Annotated in this window: 15 protein-coding genes and 1 tRNA gene; 7 read left to right on the top strand and 9 right to left on the bottom strand. The window is 48.4% G+C overall.

Going from position 1 to position 20,982, the window contains the following annotated elements; translation table 11 throughout:
* Positions 1-251: 251 nt before the first annotated feature.
* Entirely contained in the window at positions 252-2,426 is a 2,175-nt protein-coding gene (gene msp1a, locus AOV_RS01855) for a major surface protein MSP1 subunit alpha (RefSeq protein ID WP_117374408.1), read from the bottom strand.
* A gap of 409 nt (positions 2,427-2,835) precedes the next feature.
* Here msp1a (AOV_RS01855) and AOV_RS01850 point away from each other — a divergent pair, with 409 nt between their 5' ends.
* Positions 2,836-3,183, top strand: coding sequence for a hypothetical protein (locus tag AOV_RS01850; RefSeq protein WP_075138905.1), 348 nt, complete (start codon positions 2,836-2,838; stop codon positions 3,181-3,183).
* A gap of 282 nt (positions 3,184-3,465) precedes the next feature.
* On the opposite strand, the gene lepA is transcribed toward AOV_RS01850, so the two are convergent.
* From lepA to truB, 6 genes are all read right to left on the bottom strand, one after another.
* Positions 3,466-5,265, bottom strand: coding sequence for a translation elongation factor 4 (gene lepA, locus AOV_RS01845; protein ID WP_075138904.1), 1,800 nt, complete (start codon positions 5,263-5,265; stop codon positions 3,466-3,468).
* A 49-nt stretch (positions 5,266-5,314) separates the two neighbouring features.
* On the bottom strand, positions 5,315-6,943 hold the full coding sequence (gene msp1a / locus AOV_RS01840) for a major surface protein MSP1 subunit alpha (protein ID WP_147314692.1): 1,629 nt from the start codon (positions 6,941-6,943) through the stop codon (positions 5,315-5,317).
* Positions 6,944-6,963: 20 nt separating this feature from the next.
* Positions 6,964-7,635, bottom strand: coding sequence for a class I SAM-dependent methyltransferase (locus AOV_RS01835; protein ID WP_233497210.1), 672 nt, complete (start codon positions 7,633-7,635; stop codon positions 6,964-6,966).
* Between the two features lie 114 nt (positions 7,636-7,749).
* Positions 7,750-10,170: a polyribonucleotide nucleotidyltransferase gene (gene pnp, locus AOV_RS01830; protein ID WP_075138901.1), complete on the bottom strand. Its 2,421-nt coding sequence runs from the start codon at positions 10,168-10,170 to the stop codon at positions 7,750-7,752.
* A gap of 51 nt (positions 10,171-10,221) precedes the next feature.
* Complete coding sequence (gene rpsO / locus AOV_RS01825) at positions 10,222-10,503, bottom strand: 30S ribosomal protein S15 (RefSeq protein ID WP_075138900.1); 282 nt, start codon at positions 10,501-10,503, stop codon at positions 10,222-10,224.
* A gap of 38 nt (positions 10,504-10,541) precedes the next feature.
* A complete protein-coding gene (truB, locus tag AOV_RS01820; RefSeq protein WP_075138899.1) occupies positions 10,542-11,462 on the bottom strand; it encodes a tRNA pseudouridine(55) synthase TruB in 921 nt (306 codons plus the stop codon).
* A 233-nt stretch (positions 11,463-11,695) separates the two neighbouring features.
* On the opposite strand from truB, the gene AOV_RS01815 reads away from it, so the two are divergent.
* Entirely contained in the window at positions 11,696-12,805 is a 1,110-nt protein-coding gene (locus AOV_RS01815; protein ID WP_075139466.1) for a rod shape-determining protein, read from the top strand.
* Between the two features lie 132 nt (positions 12,806-12,937).
* Here AOV_RS01815 and mreC read toward each other — a convergent pair whose 3' ends face one another.
* Complete coding sequence (gene mreC / locus AOV_RS01810) at positions 12,938-13,744, bottom strand: rod shape-determining protein MreC (RefSeq protein WP_267896389.1); 807 nt, start codon at positions 13,742-13,744, stop codon at positions 12,938-12,940.
* Between the two features lie 291 nt (positions 13,745-14,035).
* Here mreC and AOV_RS01805 point away from each other — a divergent pair.
* The 5 genes from AOV_RS01805 to AOV_RS01785 all read left to right on the top strand — a co-directional run bounded on the left by AOV_RS01805 (position 14,036) and on the right by AOV_RS01785 (position 19,393).
* Positions 14,036-14,109 (top strand) — tRNA-Arg (locus AOV_RS01805).
* A gap of 43 nt (positions 14,110-14,152) precedes the next feature.
* Positions 14,153-15,367: a cation:dicarboxylate symporter family transporter gene (locus AOV_RS01800; protein WP_075138898.1), complete on the top strand. Its 1,215-nt coding sequence runs from the start codon at positions 14,153-14,155 to the stop codon at positions 15,365-15,367.
* Between the two features lie 164 nt (positions 15,368-15,531).
* The gene (locus AOV_RS01795) at positions 15,532-16,728 is read left to right on the top strand and encodes a cation:dicarboxylate symporter family transporter (protein ID WP_075138897.1); all 1,197 of its coding nucleotides are present in this window, start codon (positions 15,532-15,534) and stop codon (positions 16,726-16,728) included.
* A 5-nt stretch (positions 16,729-16,733) separates the two neighbouring features.
* A complete protein-coding gene (gene tsaB, locus AOV_RS01790; protein WP_233497207.1) occupies positions 16,734-17,318 on the top strand; it encodes a tRNA (adenosine(37)-N6)-threonylcarbamoyltransferase complex dimerization subunit type 1 TsaB in 585 nt (194 codons plus the stop codon).
* A gap of 176 nt (positions 17,319-17,494) precedes the next feature.
* Positions 17,495-19,393: a peptidylprolyl isomerase gene (locus AOV_RS01785; protein WP_075138895.1), complete on the top strand. Its 1,899-nt coding sequence runs from the start codon at positions 17,495-17,497 to the stop codon at positions 19,391-19,393.
* A gap of 263 nt (positions 19,394-19,656) precedes the next feature.
* Here the strand turns inward: AOV_RS01785 and AOV_RS01780 are convergent, their stop codons facing one another.
* Positions 19,657-20,844, bottom strand: coding sequence for a pyridoxal phosphate-dependent aminotransferase (locus AOV_RS01780; RefSeq protein ID WP_075139465.1), 1,188 nt, complete (start codon positions 20,842-20,844; stop codon positions 19,657-19,659).
* Positions 20,845-20,982: the final 138 nt, after the last annotated feature.

Raw genomic sequence — 20,982 nt, 5'->3', positions numbered from 1 at the left:
AACGTATGCCGGCTCTGTACGCGCACAAACACCGCGGCCGCCAAGGCCGCTAGTGCTACAACGAACTACACAAGGCCGGAAAAGGACGACATGGACCTGCCGCGCACTTCCCTGCAGGCCCTAGCCACCTAGAACGTTGCGGCGACTCATCACCTGCCCCCACTAACGACATCCGTCCACCCTGCCACAGCCGCTAATACCACCGCTTATGAAGCCAGAATCCGCAGCAGCAAGGGTGAGAAGCTACGCTATCACCGCACGCTAGCTCCCTGCACAGCAGCATCAGTAGGAGTTATAGGAGAAGCCCCCCCAATCGATGACACGAAAGTGCTAGGAACACCAGCCCTACCGACTTCTTCTCTGTCCTCACCAAAAATGCTTCCGACAACACGCTGGTCACCACGTGCAGACAATATTCTATCTGCACTATTCGTAACAAGCCCAGTGTCATACTCCTCTTCCACCAACGAGTAGCTACGCGCTGTTTTCATTACAACGGCAGCACCAATCGCAAACAACACCAGAGCAGCCAAGAGCAGCGCAGTACCGTGCCATGTCCCGCGTTTCGCATCAACACACATACAAGCAATGACGGCGCCAAAAAACGCAAGCGTGCACAGCCCGGTAACCACCTTGGGAATGCGCCGACCCTCCTCCAGCATCGAACGGAACGACCCCCCGTTCTTCTCCTCTCGCGCAGCAACCCGTTGCCCATAACCAGACGTCTTTTTCTTATCCCTGGCATCAATTGCCGTGTGCACAGCCATACCAAGAAGCGGCAACACTGCAACTAGTGCAAGACAACCCCAAACCAGTGGGCCAGACGCCCCTATTATCCCTGGCTCCAAACACGCGCAGATAGCAAATATTGTGGCAAGAAGGGCTGAGATAGTCATGACAAGCCGTTCAGTGCCAGAGAAAGATGTCACCATATACCTCTCGCGTATTTCTCTATGGGCCTTTGTCGCCATTTCCTTTGCGGGACCAACAACCTTGTCACGTACTACAGAAGTAAAGCTATCAACTGACGGAGCCCCAGTCCCGCGATCAAGCTCTATGGTCTCCTCTTGCTGCACACTGGTAACGGGAGTATCAGACAGCAGTGTCCTGAACCTAGCTACTGCATCGGTAACCGCTGCCTCGCTTATTTGGAGATTACCACACTCAGCGACATATACGGCCACACGCAAATACCTGACATTAGGACCACTTATCCAACTGTACGATACACCGTATTGTTCAACATACCTGGAAAGTGTATCAAATATGCTTTTAGCCGCAGCTGCATCACCTGTATTGTACGGCACACTACCCAATACAAAGTCAACAAAAGCGCGTAGGTCCTCTTCTTTTATCTTGGCATTACGATCAAACTCTTTACTTACCAGAGCACCGTACTCGGAATATGAATCCTCAACTGTTTTTATGAACTCAACGAGACTTCTACCTTCAGCAGAACCACTTTCAATGGCAGCCGCAAGCCGCGCGCCGTCAACAACCGCCTGCGCAAGATGGCCGGCGTAGTCATCGCAAATTTTCTGATCACGTAACTCAAGTGCATCCTCAATCTTCCTGAAAATGAGTCTTATGGAACCCAGCGAAAGACCACTGTCATGAAGGTGGCTATGTGTAAGGTTATCAAATACTATCCTTTCAACATCTTCACAATCACCTGGGGACTGCCTACCCAAGCTGTTCGCTATCGCAGTCTGTGCAGCATAAATCCCTACAGCTATGATGGAACGAGCAGCATCCATGTACTCCTGGCTTCCGATCTTGTCAGATATTGCTTTTTGCCAATCAACTGTGCCACCAGAAGCTTGTCCTCCTGGTGTAGCTGCACCACTGAATGTACTCCAGGACGTATCCATCACATATGATGAACTACCCTGCTCTGATGAGCTAACTTGTCCTGATGAACTAACTTGACCCTGTGACCCTTCCTGTTGCTCCACAGGTGACTGACTAGCTTCCTGATTAGAAGCTTGTCCTCCTGGTGTAGCTGCACCACTGAATGTACTCCAGGATGTATCCATCACATATGATGAACTACCCTGCTCTGATGAGCTAACTTGTCCTGATGAACTAACTTGACCCTGTGACCCTTCCTGTTGCTCCACAGGTGACTGACTAGCTTCCTGATTAGAAGCTTGTCCTCCTGGTGTAGCTGCACCACTGAATGTACTCCAGGATGTATCCATCACATATGATGAACTACCCTGCTCTGATGAGCTAACTTGTCCTGATGAACTAACTTGACCCTGTGACCCTTCCTGTTGCTCCACGGGTGACTGACTAGCTTCCTGATTAGAAGCTTGTCCTCCTGGTGTAGCTGCACCACTGAATGTACTCCAGGATGTATCCATCACATATGATGAACTACCCTGCTCTGATGAGCTAACTTGTCCTTGATTATTGTCCGACATAACACACACACAAAAATAAACCTCAGGCTACCATAGGGCACGACGCAAAGTTTTCGAGAGATTGAGAAACAACCCACTATCGGGAAAACAGATAACCGCACACCCCGTGCGCTACGGCACTCGCGGCGGTATTGTAGCACATGGAAACGTGTGATTGCAAGACAAATATACTAAATTTTAGCAATTGTGAGATACAGCCGCACCACATGTTGTAGACATGCCTATTATAGGCTACAAACATCACCCAAGTGTCGCATCGTTGGTAGGTAACCAAGCACAGATTGATGCACGGCACTAAACGATGGCAGGTTAACCAATGTGTAATCCTATAATAGTAGACTGCTAGGTGTAACATCCGCCACTGCGGGAAAGGTCATACCGCGTCTTGGACAGACGCTTCAGGGGCATCATGAACAATTACAAAAGCAACGACCAGTACGGTGGTATAGAGTCAATAATCAGAGAGTACCTAGGCAGCAGGATGCTAACCTCTTGTGTGGCCGTTGCTTTGCTGGACACGCTACTGATGCACACTATATGCTACATGCTCTTTGTTAATAGGATAAATATCTCGAGAGAGCTGGGCGCGGCTTTATTGCGGCCATTTGCACTTTTGGTAATACTTGCAGCACTGCACATAGTTGGTATAACACTCGCAAGGCCCGGCTTGCTGTTTTTTAGACACAAAAATAGACGCGATCTTAGAATTTATGCAGTGGGCACAGAGTGGCAGAAGTCCTTAAGTAGAGGAGCTTGAGTGTTGCATACCTAACCATATACCAATAACGAGCAACCAGTGCCAATTCTGCTGCTGTACACCCAGCACGCGCTCCATAGATATCAAGCGTTGGGACAAAAGTAATAAGTACGCCAGCGTATATATACGTTTTAAGTGACCACACCTCTCATTCACAGAAAAGACGGGTCAGCTACTGATAAACGCGTCGCAAAGCTGTCTGCGCCAGCATGATCTGTAACGCACAATAAAACATACAAGCCGTCGTACCGTAGAAACCCATACAGCCACCAGCTTGGGATTTTAGTCCTTCATCTTCAAAGCCTGGATGAACGCGCTCTGGGGAACATTGACATTACCAATAGATCGCAACCTCTTTTTCCCCTTCTTCTGCTTTTCCAAGAGTTTCATCTTTCTTGTCACATCGCGCCCATACACCTTAGCCGTTACATCCTTTCTGTAGGGAGATATAGTTTCCCGAGCTACGATTTTCGCCCCTACAGCAGCTTGGATCGCAACTTTGTACTGCTGCCTGGGAATCAAATCTTTCAACCTCTCACATATCTCCCGTCCTCGAGACTCAACTTTGGATTTATGGATTATGCACGATAGCGCATCAACAGGCTCGGAGTTAATTAAAATAGTAAGTTTAGATATCTCTGTTGGCATATAGCCATCTATGTGCCAGTCTAAACTCGCGTATCCCTTGGAGATGGATTTCAGCGAGTCATAAAAGTCAAACACCACCTCTGCCAGAGGAAGACGGTATTTTAGCAGCGCCATGTTGCCAGTATAAGACAAATCCACTTTCTCACCACGTTTGCCATTACAAAGCGCGAGTATTGAACCAAGGTACTGATCAGGCACCATAATTGTCGCCGCAATCCAGGGTTCCTCTACCCCAAGTATTTCGTGAGATTCAGGCAGATCGTTCGGATTATGCACCTCTTTAGTAACGCGGTGCTTGTCGGTAACCCTATATACAACGCTGGGTGCGGTTGCAGTAAGATCGAGATCAAACTCGCGCTCCAACCTTTCCTGCACCACTTCCAGATGCAGCATGCCCAAAAATCCACAACGAAAGCCATAGCCGAGCGCAGTAGAGCTTTCCATATCGAACGTGAAGCTTGAATCATTTAACTGCAACTTTCCTAGTGCTTCACGTAAATGTTCAAAACTGCTTGCATCCACTGGAAATAGGCTACAAAAAACCACTGGACATGTTGCCCTAAATCCCGGAAAAGGGTTGTCGCACCGCCTAGAATCTTCAGTCAGGGTATCGCCGACCTTACAATCTGCTATTTCTTTAATCCCCGCAGTGATGAATCCTATTTCACCTACAGAAAGAGAGTCTACCATCTGTTTGTTTGGGGTAAACACTCCAACATTGTCTACCTGGTACACTCCTCCTGTAGACAGCATGGTGACCTTCATACCCTTCTTTAGAACCCCATCCTTTACACGCAGCAAAATGACAATGCCAAGATACGGATCGTACCAACTATCAACCAAGATGGCTTTCAGCGGAGCGTTTGCATCCCCCACAGGGGCTGGCAACCTGTTTACTATCGCCTCTAATACGTCACTAATACCCATACCGGTTTTCGCGGAAATCAGTAGGGCATCGCTGGCGTCAAGGCCGATAATTTCCTCAACTTGCAATTTTACCTTTTCAGGATCGGAAGATGCGAGATCAGCCTTGTTGAGCACGGTAACAATTTCATGGTCATTCTCTATTGCTTTGTATACGTTAGCCAGTGTTTGAGCCTCAACCCCCTGGCTGCTATCTATCACGAGTAATGATCCCTCACATGCCGCTAGGCTTCTGCTGACCTCATATGAAAAGTCAACATGCCCGGGTGTGTCGACAAGATTAAGATGGTATACAACACCATCTTTAGCAGCATACGTTAATCTCACAGTCTGGGCCTTGATAGTTATGCCACGTTCCCGTTCGATATCCATAGAATCGAGCACCTGGTCTTTCATATCGCGGTCCGACAACGCGTTACAAGCCTCTATTAGCCTGTCTGCCAGGGTAGATTTTCCGTGATCTATATGAGCTATAATAGCAAAATTCCGTATAGTGCCGTTGCCCACCATGAGCCCAAAAATAACGCCTAAGAGAGTTTAAGTCACTATCTCGCCCCTTTCAACGTAATAATTCCCATATAGTACGTTCCCGTTGCCCATAACCAGACGTCTTTTTCTTATCCCTGGCATCAATTGCCGTGTGCACAGCCATACCAAGAAGCGGCAACACTGCAACTAGTGCAAGACAACCCCAAACCAGTGGGCCAGACGCCCCTATTATCCCTGGCTCCAAACACGCGCAGATAGCAAATATTGTGGCAAGAAGGGCTGAGATAGTCATGACAAGCCGTTCAGTGCCAGAGAAAGATGTCACCATATACCTCTCGCGTATTTCTCTATGGGCCTTTGTCGCCATTTCCTTTGCGGGACCAACAACCTTGTCACGTACTACAGAAGTAAAGCTATCAACTGACGGAGCCCCAGTCCCGCGATCAAGCTCTATGGTCTCCTCTTGCTGCACACTGGTAACGGGAGTATCAGACAGCAGTGTCCTGAACCTAGCTACTGCATCGGTAACCGCTGCCTCGCTTATTTGGAGATTACCACACTCAGCGACATATACGGCCACACGCAAATACCTGACATTAGGACCACTTATCCAACTGTACGATACACCGTATTGTTCAACATACCTGGAAAGTGTATCAAATATGCTTTTAGCCGCAGCTGCATCACCTGTATTGTACGGCACACTACCCAATACAAAGTCAACAAAAGCGCGTAGGTCCTCTTCTTTTATCTTGGCATTACGATCAAACTCTTTACTTACCAGAGCACCGTACTCGGAATATGAATCCTCAACTGTTTTTATGAACTCAACGAGACTTCTACCTTCAGCAGAACCACTTTCAATGGCAGCCGCAAGCCGCGCGCCGTCAACAACCGCCTGCGCAAGATGGCCGGCGTAGTCATCGCAAATTTTCTGATCACGTAACTCAAGTGCATCCTCAATCTTCCTGAAAATGAGTCTTATGGAACCCAGCGAAAGACCACTGTCATGAAGGTGGCTATGTGTAAGGTTATCAAATACTATCCTTTCAACATCTTCACAATCACCTGGGGACTGCCTACCCAAGCTGTTCGCTATCGCAGTCTGTGCAGCATAAATCCCTACAGCTATGATGGAACGAGCAGCATCCATGTACTCCTGGCTTCCGATCTTGTCAGATATTGCTTTTTGCCAATCAACTGTGCCACCAGAAGCTTGTCCTCCTGGTGTAGCTGCACCACTGAATGTACTCCAGGACGTATCCATCACATATGATGAACTACCCTGCTCTGATGAGCTAACTTGTCCTGATGAACTAACTTGACCCTGTGACCCTTCCTGTTGCTCCACAGGTGACTGACTAGCTTCCTGATTAGAAGCTTGTCCTCCTGGTGTAGCTGCACCACTGAATGTACTCCAGGATGTATCCATCACATATGATGAACTACCCTGCTCTGATGAGCTAACTTGTCCTGATGAACTAACTTGACCCTGTGACCCTTCCTGTTGCTCCACAGGTGACTGACTAGCTTCCTGATTAGAAGCTTGTCCTCCTGGTGTAGCTGCACCACTGAATGTACTCCAGGATGTATCCATCACATATGATGAACTACCCTGCTCTGATGAGCTAACTTGTCCTGATGAACTAACTTGATCCTGTGACCCTCCCTGTTGCTCCACAGGTAGTTGGTCATGCAACCTCTGAGGATATGTGGCAGTTAGTTTCTGCTTACGGCCCTTAGCGTCACAATTTCAAACTGCACGGGAACACGAACGGCGCCATCCCTACCCATTGACTGCTTATATATGCACCACGCCTTTTCCATAACACCCCTACCTAGCGGCTCGTAACTTCGGTGTAGAGTGTTGCCCTCCCCCATGTTTCTGAGGGCATGAAATAGGTCATACAGGCTATTATAAGCCATTTCAATAACATGAACTTCTGCGACAAGCCCGGAAAAGCCACAAAGTTGTAGACATTCAAGCATATAGGGGGTGGAGTGAAAGGGTTGGATTCTAGGCGCAACACGCACTCCCTCGGCAGAAGCCAAGGCTATTTTAACGCCGTATAGAGTCCTACTGCCAAAAGTTGCTGCAATGAAAACCCCGTTCTTCGCAAGAATGGAGCAGATCCGGGCGAATACCCCAGGTACATCATTTATATTGTGTAGGGAAAGATTGCTGATGACAAAGTCAAAGCTGCCTTCCCTGAAGGGTAGCGCTTCTTCGTCAGCAACAACTAGGAGTTCCCCGCTTACGCCGGTAAGCACCTCGAGCGAAACATCACACTGCACCACGCTTGAACCATCAGGCAAAATGCGCGACAACTCACTTGCCACGAGGCCGTTTCTGCACCCCAAGACTAGCACGCTGACGGGACAATTCTGCAAGAGAATAGCCACCCTATAACAAATAAGAGTGGCTACCTCGAAAAAAAGCGGCGCCGAGGCAGAGCCTACACGGGTCCTGCGGCGCCTTACGAGCCCCCTATCAAACACCTAAGCTTAAAAGAACCTAGGCTTTTTGTTGCCACCAGAAGCATGCTGGGGCCCACTGCCCCTACGTCTATCGTTACCATTTACTGGATCGGGAGTGCCAACATGCGGGGGAACACTGTAATACCCCCCACTGCCGCCGCCACCTGAGCTTCCAGCACTACGACGACGTACAGGTCTACCGCCACCACCACTGCCGCCGCTCCGTCTCCTCTCCCTAGCAAGGCCTGAAGAGTAGTCCCGAAATCCGGAAGAAGCGCCGCAAGTGTCTACAGACTGTGAGCCATTCTTCTTATGAGAAGAATACGGCTCATGATCCAGAAGATCCCCGCTGTCTTGATCAACCCTACGCATTGAAAGCTGCACATGGTCCTTATCAATACCGATGACAAGGACTTTTACCTTATCATCAACTGCGAGTACATCAGACACCGAACCTATATGTTCGTTTTTTATCTCGCTAATATGCACAAGCCCCCTTCTACCACCTAAGAAGCTAACAAACGCGCCATACTTGGCGATTTCGCTGATCACACCGCTAAAAACCTTACCGACCTCAGGCTCGGAGACTATGCACATTATCATGTTCTTTGCTTCTTCAACGGCATCCCTACTCACGGCGTATATCATCACGGTACCATCCTGGGATATTTCAATCTTAACGCCCGTCTTTTCACAAATCTCCCTGACGTTCTTCCCACCGGTACCTATAACGTTCTTGATCTTGCTCTTATCAATAACCATAGACTCCATCCTGGGCACATGGTCTCGCACCCTATCCCTGGACTCTTTGATCACCTTATCCATCTTACCTATGATGAACAGCCTGCCGTCCCTGGCTTGTTGAAGAGATTTTTCAATGATGTCAAAACCTATCCCCCTTATTTTCATATCCATCTGAAGGGCGGTAATACCCTCTTTGGTCCCGGCAACCTTGAAGTCCATGTCCCCAAGATAATCCTCATCTCCGATAATGTCAGAGAGTACTGCGTACCTATCACCCTCTTTAATAAGGCCCATAGCGATGCCGGCCACTGAGGACTTGAGCGGCACACCAGTATCCATAAGCGCAAGAGATGCACCGCACACTGTGGCCATGGAGGAGGACCCGTCAGACTCAGTAATCTCGGACACAACTCTAATGGTGTAGGGGAAATCCGCCTTTGTCGGCAAAACCGGGTGAATAGCCCGCCAAGCGAGTTTTCCATGCCCTATCTCCCTCCTACCTGGAGGACGAAGCGCTGCAGCCTCACCAACCGCATAAGATGGAAAGTTATAATGCAACAAAAACCTCTCTCTCCGGTCTCCATCGAAACCATCAACCACCTGCTCATCCTGCGGAGTGCCAAGCGCGGTTATCACCAACGCCTGAGTGTCACCCCTGGTAAACAGCGCGGAGCCGTGAGACCTAGGGATTAAATCGACTTCTATTTCAATGTTGCGTATCTGATCGAAGCCTCTGCCATCAACGCGCTTAAGTGTGTCCAAAACCCTAGAACGCACCAAAGACCGCTCGAATGTTTTTATCGCTAAAAGGACCTCTTGCTCAGTATACTCACCGCTCCCGTCAACGTGTTTCTTGCACAAATCTGAGTACAAACCCTCCCTGGCAGCATCAAGCTGGAGCACTCTGGTTTTCTTGTTATGGTCACCATACGCAACCGAAAACTTCTCAGAATAATCACTATTTATATCCGATACCACCTTGCCTATGTCGTGCGGAACAAACTCAACAGCACTTTTCGGACCCGCAGCTTCAGCAAATTCCTCTATCAAATCCAATACCTGAGCGCAATTTCCGTGCCCGAATGTCAAAGCACCCAGCATTTCTTCTTCAGAGAGCTCAGATGCCTCCGACTCCACCATTACCACAGAGCTCCTGGTGCCCGAATAAAACATGTCGAGCTCGCTCCTGGTCAACTCCTCAGCCGATGGGTTCAATATGTAGCGCTCTTCCTCTCTAATATAGCCAATCTTCGCACCAGCTATGGGCACAGGAAACGGTATCCCCGATATAGCCAAAGCCGCCGCAGCACCTATGAGCGCCACGGTTTCCGGTGGGCTCGCCTGATCGTAAGACAGCAAATTGCATACAATAACAATCTCGTCGCAAAACCCTGTGGGAAACAGCGGCCTGATACTCCTATCAACCAACCTTGAAATCAGAGTTTCTCTATCAGAGGGCTTACCCTCCCGTTTGAAGAACCCACCTGGAATCCTACCTACAGCATAACTCTTCGCAAGAAACTGAACTGTCAACGGCAAAAAATCAACCGGCTCCTTGGATTTCTGCGAGACAACGGTCGACAGTACAGAAGTCCCCCCATAATCAACAACAACCGCACCATCCGCTTGACGAGCTATCTTACCACTCTCAATAACTAACGGCCTATCTCCCCACTCTACACACTTCCTCGTTATATCAAACATACCAACAATTCCTACCCTCTAAAAAGCGCTTACAGCGCACAAACAACAACATCAATGAAATACATCTCTTATGCCAAGCTTCTTGACTAAGTCCAGATACGCATCATTCCCATATTTGTTCCTGATATATTGAAGCCCCTTGCGCCTCTTACAAACAAGCACCATGAGGCCGCGCCTGCAGTGAAAATCCTTCTTGTGCACCTTCAAGTGCTCAGTCAGATTGCGTATCCTTTCCGAGAGAATGGCGCATTGTACATACGCGGAACCCGTATCCCCATCTTTAACCTTGTACTCGGAGATCAATTCAGATTTTCTAGTAGGTGTAATAGACATAAAAACGCAAGGTCCTCCTCTCGGCTACATAAAGAACTTTAGACATCAAAAACACGCACCGGCCTAGCGGTGCCATTTACAACCTTGCAGACAGCGACAGGAACGCCACCCACCCGGCTTAGGTAACACATATCATAATTCTCAGCGGCATACAAGCCATTTAAGCTTGTACGCCGTAGACTCACGCTTTGTCCCTTTTTCACAATCTCCGCTACTTCCGCATCTACGCATAGCTTTAGAAGGGCATCTCCCATAACGCACGATATCGGAAGTAGCACTTCGTCCAAAGAATCAGCATTCACCAATGCCTCTAATCTGTCTAACGTTACGGAATTTTCTTCTGAGAAAAACCCCACACTCTTCCTCCGCAAAGAGGAAACATATCCCAAACACCCGAGGGATATGCCTAGATCGCGCGCGAATGAGCGAATGTACACTCCCTTTTCGCATATAATCAGGAAATTCGCGGTGTTTCTTTCTTCATCCACTGATAGCAAGTCTATGCTTATTATGCATACCTCCTTGGGCGGCAGCGAAACAGCCTCCCCCCTTCTTGCAAGATGATACGCCCTCACTCCCCGCACCCTAACCGCGGAAAATGCGGGAGGCACTTGCTGTATATTCCCCACAAACTGGCCTAGAGCCTCTTTTATGCTGTCTACACTCGGCCTCAGGCTACTTGTCTTGATGACCTTACCCTCAGCATCATCAGTAGAGCGTTGGGACCCCCATTGTACCGTAACTGCGTACGACTTTAACCCATCAACCGCATATGGTATGGTTTTCGTTGCCTCACCCACAGCAATGGGCAATACCCCAGTTGCTAGAGGATCTAACGTACCCGCATGGCCAACTTTGCAATTAAGAATCCTCCTTATTCTGCCAACCACGCCACCAGAACTCATATGAAGAGGCTTATCTACGTTCAGCCACCCATATTTTATCCTCGCACCCTGCAATTATTCCGCACCTGGCTAAGCTCTCATGATCTATACGTTAGCAGCCTTTGCAACTTACCGCAGCAAAAAAACACAATATCCTTTATTGGCATAAAAAATTTGGACTCAGGACGTGCTTTTGATTCTATATGTGTTATATAAGTGTGTATGCATGTGTGCGCCGCCGGGCGTGTGTGCTGTTGGGTTGTGGCTGCACGGCGGTAGGTGCTGGTTTCCTACTGTGGTATATTATTATGGTGAGTCTAGATCTATTGCCCGATGCCCTGAACTTGCGGGCGGTAAGTTTTTTCGATCGGTGCGTGCATGCTTTGTCCTGCAGCGGGCTTTTCGCTAGTGACATGGCAATTGACCTGGGAACAGCAAACACCCTAGTATACGTTAAAGGTAGGGGTATAGTGCTTAATGAGCCGTCCGTGGTGGCTATCCTGAAGGAAAGAGGCAATTACGTCCCGTATGCGTTCGGGGCCAAGGCGAAAATGATGCTGGGGAAGACTCCCGGTGGCATCGAAGCCATACGTCCGTTGAAGGATGGAGTCATTGCTGATTTCAAAGGCGCAGAGGAAATGATAAAATTCTTCATTAGAAACGCCAGCAAGCGCAGAACCATAAACAGCCCCACGGTAGTGATATGCGTCCCCTCTGGCTCCACCCCCGTTGAGAGGCGCGCTATACAAGACGCGGCCGAAGGCGCAGGAGCGGGAGAGGTTTTTCTGATAGAAGAGCCTATGGCTGCCGCAATTGGCGCTGGAATGCCAGTCACCCAACCTGAAGCATCGATGATCGTTGATGTGGGTGGTGGGACGACCGAGGTGGCTGTCATATCCTTGGGAGGGATAGTATATTCTCGCTCGGTACGGAGTGGTGGAGACCTAATGGATGAGGCTATAGCGTCTTACATAAGAAAGCATTATAACCTCTTGGTAGGTGAGACGACCGCGGAGAGAATCAAGAAGAGCATTGGGTCTGCCTGCCCACCAGAATCAGGAGACGGCGACACTGTTATTGTAAAAGGAAGAGACCTTACTGATGGCGTACCAAAGGAGGTACACCTATCGGAAAGGCAGGTTGCGGAGAGCCTGATAGAACCAGTGGGGCAGATAGTATCCGCGGTTCGGGTTGCGCTAGAGTGCACACCCCCCGAGTTGTCCTCCGATATCATGGATAAGGGCATTATGGTCTCCGGCGGGGGTGGTATGCTCAAGAACCTAGATAAATTGCTAGCTGAAACTACTGGGCTTCCGGTTGCCGTTGCGTCTAACCCGCTGTGCTGCGTAGCATTGGGCACGGGCAAGGTGCTGGAAGAGATGGATGCCCTGTCACACGTACTGTTCAAGCAGGATTGAGGCTTCCACACCCGACTATCTGATGGTTTGTGCCATATGCAAGGGAATGCAGCGCCTTCTCTCTAAATTACGGTAACAAGCAGAGCACTCTTGAACATTTATGACGCCCGCAGCCGTGCCACGTACGTTGGACTAGTCAATATCCTCGCCGTGCACGTGCTTCGCACTTACCACACTTACCACGCCTATTTCCCTCAGGTTTACCGGCGTCACCACCTTCTTTTGAGCCAGTATATGCCCCACGTATATTCCGTGAGGAAATCCTTCATCATTCCCGGTAGTAATTACCAAATCACCGTCATGAAGCTCAGTATTACTAGAAGACAAATGGGTTAGTACAAGACCCTCGGCTGAACCGGCCAGTATGGCATTTACACCACTTTCCACAACCATCACCGGAACGCGAAAATCCTTGCTCTCGATAAGTAGTACTCTGGCGCTATGTTCTCCTACATCAGTGGTTTTGCCTATAAGCCCCTGGCTGGTAACAACGGCCTGCTGATCCTGAATTCCCTCTCTGCGCCCTATGGGTAAAAAGACATGTTCCTGGGTACCATCATAAACAACAACTGCACGCGTTGTGATGTAACTGACATCTGCGTGGTAGGAAAGGAAGTTTAGCATCTGCTTCAAGTGGTCATTTTCCTTGGCGAGGATCTTAACCAACACTCCACCGGAATCCACGGCCTCATCTTGAGCTATGCTACCGTCACACACAACGGTATTAGAGCGATGCCACTTCAGCACATCTTGCACCTTCTGCGCAACGGAAACACACAAATCTGCCGTTTCGGCACGTAGTTGCGCAATTTTCATCTCATATAGCGGGTACGTGCAGTACAACACAACACCGCAGAAAATTAAGAGTACTGACCTAAACCTTGCGGGTTTAATGGCCTTTATCCTCAAATTCTTAAACAATTCGGCACCACATTCTATCTCTACGCACTACAAAGTGAAGTGCAGGACGCAACTCTTGTCGAATGTTAACAACAATTTTGTGCATCACACAAACATTTAAACTTGTTGACAAATCGATTCTGGAGTTCTTGCTTCACACACAACATGCCATGGCACCGCAGCTGAAGCGCCACAAGCAGTAACTACGTTTGTCAACTACACAATAATCTCTGGTTTTTTGCTGATTCAAGGCCCGGTAAAAACGTAAGTTTCTAAAAGAATTTTGTTTACACAAGCGCGTTTAATCTATAACCTACCGGTTGCTTAGATGCGCCCTTAGCTCAGATGGATAGAGCATTTGACTACGGATCAAAAGGTCGGGCGTTCGAGTCGTCCAGGGCGCGTGCTTAGGGTACACCTCCCAGTTTATTGTTCCTGTTTTTGCATATGGCTATTACTCAGTCGCTCAAGCTTGTGTTCCTCCTGCTGGTGTTGGTGGCTGCATTTTGCTTTGCGGACTACGTTCCTTACACGATAAAGTCCCTGTGCTACGCAGCTAGCCTCTCTATCAAAGAGGTTTTGGTGTTCATGCTTCCACTGGTAGTTTTCAGCATTGTTTTTCACTCCACAAGTAAGTTGCGGGGGGATAGCGCCGTAAAGACATTACTACTCCTAATTGCAATGGTCGCGCTGTCAAATTCCGCATCGGTGGCCGTGGCACATTTCCTCGGAAGTTACCTATCAGCTTCAGCAACCCGCTCAATAATCTCAGGCATACAACAGAACATACACGCGCTAGAGCCGCTATATACCACTTTCCATTTGCCATCTCTGATCAGCAGCGCAAAGGCACTGGCGCTCGGTTTCACATGCGGGATAATACTCCCTGCGGTATTGGGCAAAAAGTCCATAATCTTATCTGAAAAGTTGTCCAACTTGAGCGTTTTTATTCTTGACCGGATATTTGCACCTGTACTTCCAATATTCATACTAGGGTCTGCCTTTAGGATGGAGAGCGAAGGGGCGCTGACCAGTTTGCAGGACAATGCGGGAGTTGTGGTATACATCTTTGCTTCTGCGTTTTTGTACTCCGCATTCCTGTATTTTGCAGGGAGCGGTTTTTCGTTACGGAAAGCCCTTGGAACGATGAAGAACATGCTTCCAGCGATTGTTACTGGGCTGGGCACAATGTCCAGTCTGCTTACCATGCCAGTAACGCTCGCCGCCGTGAAAAAGAGCATCAAGCACCCACATATTGCAGACATATCCGTTCCAGGCTCCGTAAACATACACCTACTTGGAGACTGTTTTGTCTCTGTAATGTTGTTGCCGCTGCTGGTAGCAACGCTTGGCACAGAGGTCGTTACAACCTCTGACTACGCACACTTCTTGGTGTATGTGGTATTGATGAAGTTTGCCGAGGCCGCAGTCGCTGGGACGGGATTAGTGCTTATGTTTCCAATTATCGAGCAGTATTTGCATTTTTCGCCTACCATGCTTTCTCTTGCTACCACACTTTTTATTCTGCTTGATCCTCTCATCACTGCGGTAAACGTGTTCGGCAATGGGGCATTCTCAGTACTGTTTGCAAGAGTGCATAACCTGCTTTTTCATCAGGAGACAAAACCCAAACGGAATGATGCATCTCGTCGCACACGCTAACAAATGTTTTTTTCATATTACTAAATTGAGATTCATGGCTAAAAAAATTTATTTACATGAACAAACTTAAGATATACCATAGCGACTTCAGTCCCATACAATAGCGTATGTGCTGGCATCGGCTTGCACGCAGACGCGGGACCTTTTTGCGCGATTGGATACATATGTTCAATAAACACTCCCTGAGGTTTGGGTTTTTGCTGGTACTATCATTACTGGCATTCACGTTCGCAGATTTTGTGCCGCATGGCGTTCGGTCTTTTTCGTACGCGGTAAGTTTGTCCATAAAAGAGGTATTGGTATTCTTACTGCCATTTATAGTGTTCGGTATCGTTTTTCGATCAGTAAGCCGGCTACAAAGCGGCAATGCAGTCAAAATAGTAGTGCTGCTAATTGCCATGGTTATGCTCTCGAATGCAGCATCAATATCTTCGGCGTATTGTGTTGGTAAGTACATCGCATCTACCAGCAAAACCGTAATACTTCAAAGTGCGGCAACAGGCGGCGGGCTAGAGCCTTCATATGTGTTTCACCTCCCTCCTTTGGTTAGCACGATCAAGACCGTGATCGCAGGGTTCTTGTGCGGGGTTATTTTACCAAAGTTTTTCCCACAGAAATCAGAAAAGGTCGCCACTACTTTGTCGTGCATTAGTGCGTTTGTCTTGGAGAAAATTTTCACGCCCATTATTCCTCTTTTTATTGTTGGGCTCGTGTTTAAAATGCAGAGCGACCAGCTGTCACAAGTGCTCCGCGACAATGCGGAGGTGGGGTTCTATATGCTACTTGCTGTGTCTACATACATCGTTCTATTTTACTGTGTAGGTGAGCGCTTCATTATACGCAAAGCCGTGTCGATGCTCAAAAATATGGTACCTGCCGCGCTAGTTGGCTTCACTACCATGTCTAGCCTCATCTCCCTACCTTTGATTATAAAATCGGTGAAGAAAGACTCTGCAAACCCAGACATCGTAGACATAGCAGTACCTGCCGTGATTAACATACATATGTTGGGAGACTGCTTTTTCACCATAATAATGTCACTAGTAATATCAGGTACTTTCGGCAGCATGGAGTACGTTACCGCGTCTGACGCCATTTTGTTCATGCTCTGTTTCCTGATATCCATGTTCGCAATAGTGGGAGTACCCGGAGGTGGGGTGATAGTAATGCTGCCCATAATAGAAAAGTATCTACACTTTTCCCCTACCATGTTATCCCTCATAACCACGTTGTACGTTCTTTGTGACCCGGGAATCACGCTTGTAAACATTTTTGGAAATGGAGCATTTGCAATACTATTTACAAAAGCCCATAGGCTGTTGCTCGCTAAAAAGCCGTTGTCTGTGGAAGTACGAAGGTGAAGGTGATGGCGTTGGACGCCTCCGGCGCTCAGTGCGCTGTTGCGGTGTTTGATGTAAATAGGCAAAAATTCTCTGAGGCAGTTAGCCCTATGCACAATAGGCATGCCGAGTTTTTGCTGTCTCTAATTGATTCTGCGCTTGCAGATTCCGGATTTACTTACCTTGACCTTACCCATACTGTGGCCACTGTTGGACCGGGCAGCTTTACCGGCTTGAGGGCTTCTCTCGCCGCCTTACAGGGGTTCAGGCTAGTTTCAAACATTCCCATACATGCGGTGACCTTGCTTGAGCTCCAGGCATATCTTATATCAAAACACGGTTCCATAGATGGAAACATACTATCCATCGTAGATTTGCCCAACGACAGCCGCGCGTACAGCCAGGTGTTTAACAGCAAATTGCTTCCTATTACCGACGCTACCATAACTGAACGCAGTTTAATATCTGAAGACGGTTATACCACACTTCGCTGTTGCAACATTCCTGATAGCACAAATGCCAGAATCGCCGCTGAGTTTCTTGTGTACAAACTATCGCACAAATTGCCGGAAACTCCGCTTACTCCGATTTATTCTCGTTCTTATACCTAGGGTCTAGACACAGCTCGTACTGAAAAGGGAGCCCACACCCACTACAATATAGTAACTGCAAGCGGGCGCGCCGCTGTTACGGCCCCATAACTCACAGTCGTGCCGCGAGAAAAAACTTGCAGATTGTCGCTGCTTGCTATATTCCTCGAGACAGGTCGGTCTGCTGGTGGCTTGCTATGAGGCTCAGAAACGTTTTCGTGGGCGCGGTTCTCGCCGCGGTGTTGTCCGCTTTCGTGTTCGTAACGTTCGGTAGTGTCCTGCCTTTTGGCAATGCCGCAAGTGACAGATGTGTGGCGAAAGTGGGTTCGAGCTGCCTATCGCTCAGGGAATACAGCACGGCTTACCAAGGAGAGCTTGCGTACATAGAGAGTTTGGTGCGTCAAAAACTTTCTGAAGACGACATACAGCGGTTCGGCGTTAAGGAGATGACGCTTAGCAGGATGGTTGACGACATGGTGCTGGAAAAGTTCGCGAGGGAGCTAAACCTGCGAGTAAGTAATAAAAGCATCAGAGACTTGATAGGGGACATGCCCATGTTCCAAGACAAAAACGGAAAGTTGGACGAACAAAGGTTTAGGGACCTTTTGGCCGATGCAGGAATGACTGAGGCTTCATACATAGGAAAGGTGCGCGGCTCTCTTCCGGCATTTGTATTATCCGAATGTATTTTCCCAAGGTCCGGTGAGGTGTACTCACAGTATTACGACGGGTTTGCGCAAGATGTTCTGCGCGGCATTATGCAGTCCCGCGTGGCAGACGTGGTAGAAATCTCACCAAGCGCCGTGGGAAACACTCCGACACCTACCGACAGTGATTTAGAGGCAATGTACAGCGAGGGCACCAAAAATGGCGAGCTGGTTATGCCCGAGTATAGAAGCGCAGAATACATGATTATCAGTGAGGATGACGCACTGAGGGAGGTTACAGCTTCTGATGACGAGGTGGAAAGTGAAATCAAAAACAGCGAACTTCATGATCAGAGAGATGTTTTAAATCTCGTGTTTCCTAGTGAGAACGAAGCAAGAGCTGCCTATAAAGCTATCAAGGCGGGAAAAACTTTCGAAGCGGTGGTTAAAGACCTAGGCACAACAGTGGAGGAAGTTACCCTGCGGAACGTCACCAAGGAGCTTTTGCCGGTCGGGGTCCGAGACACGGTGTTTAATCTCGACAAAGGGGGGGTAAGCGAGGTCTTCCGCAGCGTTGTGGGATGGCATATCATGAAGATTTTGAACAAGCATCCTATCTCCGCAGGAGATCTGAAAAAGCTCAAGGAAAAGGTTGCAATGAGCATAAAAAAGCAGAAAGCTCGAGAGTTGTTTTCCGCCGGCGTCAGGAAGGCTAATGAGATAATAAGCCATGGTGCTACATCATTCTCCGAAGTCGCAGACGTGTTCAAAAAGCCCACTATGGGTATTTTGAGGAACTTTGACAGTAACGGGCAGGACCCCGCGGGTAAAAGCCACACATATGCGGAGGAGTCATCCTTTCCGGGCATAGTTGGGGCTCTACCAGCCCTTGCGTTTTCCTCTCAGGTAGGTAAACCTTCACATTTCGTCAGCATTGGCAATGCGTATTTTAGCGTCATAGTAACAGGTGTAATACCCTCACGGGCCAGAACTTTCGATGAGAGCAAACCTTTGCTGCTAGACAGGTGGAAAGATGCTTTTGTTGCTGGTGAGATGCTCAAAATTTCTAGCGATTTGATAGCAAAACTAAAAGTGGGCGAAAGTCCGAGCAAGGCTGTGGGCATCGTTACAAAAAAAGGTGAGAATATCAGTAGAGTAAACAGGAAAAAGGGCGGTGGCAGCAATTATCCTGAGGATCTTGTAGACCAAGTGTTTGAAATGCGCATTGGTGATGTGAGCGAGGGGGTGGTAGATCGAAGCGCAAACAAGATTTTTATAGCAACACTTAAGGAAATCAAGACCCCAAGCCAGGTCAACGAAAAGGAGCTAAAAGAGTTTCAAGCACACTTCGTCAGCAGTGCAATATCATCCATCAGGAGGCAGCTGCTTGGTCACCTCATAAACAGGTACAGCGTCAAGATTAATAAAAAGCTGCTTGAGAGAGTTTAGCGGCGCGGGCTATATAAGAAGTATAGGGGGATTATTTCTCACCATGGGTGGATAGCCAAGCGTTTGGCATCCGCGTGGCAGCCCCCCAGGCAGAGTCGTCGCCATGTTGTTTGTATAGCAGCGCTTGTGGCTAATCTTTGTGTAAATAGAAACCCCCACCTAACCGCTACGTGCGCATGCTGGTGGGCAATTACGCCAACACTGTCTACTGGGACGCGTGCGCAAATCTGCGACAGTCGCGCTGCATATCTCACGAGCACGCACTACAGCAACGCAGCACAGGCAGATACTATTCTGCTACAAGCTCGGGACAGTTCATCATCCGCCAGTGCGTATGAAATTCTAAAAAAGTTTGGTGCACCAAACGCTACGCCTGGCACGACAGCAACCTTATGCTGAAGCAAATACTTTGCAAAATCCGTATCATTAGCGATAACAAAGTCCCCCGCTCTCTTACCAACTGCCCTCTTGCATGACACAAAAACGTAAAATGCTCCGTGGGGGAGCTGCGCTTTCAGTACCTTAGAATCTTCTACAGCTTGCATTACCATGTCACGCCTTTTGGAAAATATTTTGCGTCGATAGTCCAAAAAGTCGCTATCGCCTGATAGAGCGGTGACCGCGGCAACCTGGGCAATTGAATTCGCGGTGGTCGTGCTTTGAGATTGTATTGTAGACATTGCCTTGATCACTCGTGCATCGCCCGCTATATACCCTATCCGCCATCCAGTCATCGCGTGTGATTTTGAAACCCCGTTCACGATAAACACTCGGTCATACAAGGCGTTCTCGACCTGCAAAATATTCACAAACTCGACGTCATAGACCAGCTTTGCGTATATATCATCCGCCATTACATGCACCGTGGGATGCTTCAGTAGCACATCTGCTATGGCGCGTAGATCATCCCTGGAGTAAACAACACCTGTAGGATTAGATGGCGAGTTAATTATCAGCCACTTGGTTCTTGGCGTTATAGCACCCTCGAGCAGGTCAGCAGTGAGCTTAAAAGCCTCCCCACAATCCACCACTACGGGTTTCCCACCCGATATACTAACCACGTCAGTATACGAAACCCAGTATGGCGCGGGTATGATAACTTCATCACCTGGGTCTAACGTAGCCATGAACAAATTATATATGCACTGCTTGGCTCCGGAACCTATTAAAACCTGATCCGTAGAGTAAGTGAGGCCATAGTCCGACTTAATACTCTGTACAACCGCCTCTTTCAGCGCAGGTATACCATCTACCGGCGCGTATTTGGTCTTGCCAGCATGTATTGCAGCAATTGCCGCCTCTTTTACGTGATCTGGAGTATCAAAATCCGGCTCCCCAGCACCTAGAGATATTATATCTACCCCCTGAGACCTAAGCTCCGCAGCAAGCCTACTGACCTCCAAGGTAGGAGAAGGTTTTACACATCTGAGCCTCTCACTAATTAGAAACATACGCCCCTCAATACATACTGCAAGACCGCCTTGACGCAAATGGAACCACGCACTAAAGCCCAAAAGCAGACCCATAGCGGCAAAAAGCCTGCCATTATTACAGCAATACGTATACGCTGCAAGATTTTAGCACGAACG

The organism is Anaplasma ovis str. Haibei (genome assembly GCF_002214625.1).
Taxonomy (GTDB): domain Bacteria; phylum Pseudomonadota; class Alphaproteobacteria; order Rickettsiales; family Anaplasmataceae; genus Anaplasma; species Anaplasma ovis.
The sequence above is the reverse complement of the archived record's forward strand: the minus strand, read 5'-3'. Positions and strand labels throughout refer to the sequence as shown.

What these genes read in the sequence shown, in the direction of transcription:
- tsaB (WP_233497207.1), top strand. Translation starts at nt 16,734, where the DNA reads ATGGCGTTGGACGCCTCCGGCGCTCAGTGCGCTGTTGCGGTGTTTGAT.
- AOV_RS01800 (WP_075138898.1), top strand. Translation starts at nt 14,153, where the DNA reads ATGGCTATTACTCAGTCGCTCAAGCTTGTGTTCCTCCTGCTGGTGTTG.
- AOV_RS01785 (WP_075138895.1), top strand. Translation starts at nt 17,495, where the DNA reads ATGAGGCTCAGAAACGTTTTCGTGGGCGCGGTTCTCGCCGCGGTGTTG.
- pnp (WP_075138901.1), bottom strand. Translation starts at nt 10,170, where the DNA reads ATGTTTGATATAACGAGGAAGTGTGTAGAGTGGGGAGATAGGCCGTTA.
- AOV_RS01780 (WP_075139465.1), bottom strand. Translation starts at nt 20,844, where the DNA reads ATGTTTCTAATTAGTGAGAGGCTCAGATGTGTAAAACCTTCTCCTACC.
- AOV_RS01795 (WP_075138897.1), top strand. Translation starts at nt 15,532, where the DNA reads ATGTTCAATAAACACTCCCTGAGGTTTGGGTTTTTGCTGGTACTATCA.
- msp1a (WP_117374408.1), bottom strand. Translation starts at nt 2,426, where the DNA reads ATGTCGGACAATAATCAAGGACAAGTTAGCTCATCAGAGCAGGGTAGT.
- AOV_RS01815 (WP_075139466.1), top strand. Translation starts at nt 11,696, where the DNA reads ATGGTGAGTCTAGATCTATTGCCCGATGCCCTGAACTTGCGGGCGGTA.
- AOV_RS01850 (WP_075138905.1), top strand. Translation starts at nt 2,836, where the DNA reads ATGAACAATTACAAAAGCAACGACCAGTACGGTGGTATAGAGTCAATA.
- rpsO (WP_075138900.1), bottom strand. Translation starts at nt 10,503, where the DNA reads ATGTCTATTACACCTACTAGAAAATCTGAATTGATCTCCGAGTACAAG.
- lepA (WP_075138904.1), bottom strand. Translation starts at nt 5,265, where the DNA reads ATGGTGGGCAACGGCACTATACGGAATTTTGCTATTATAGCTCATATA.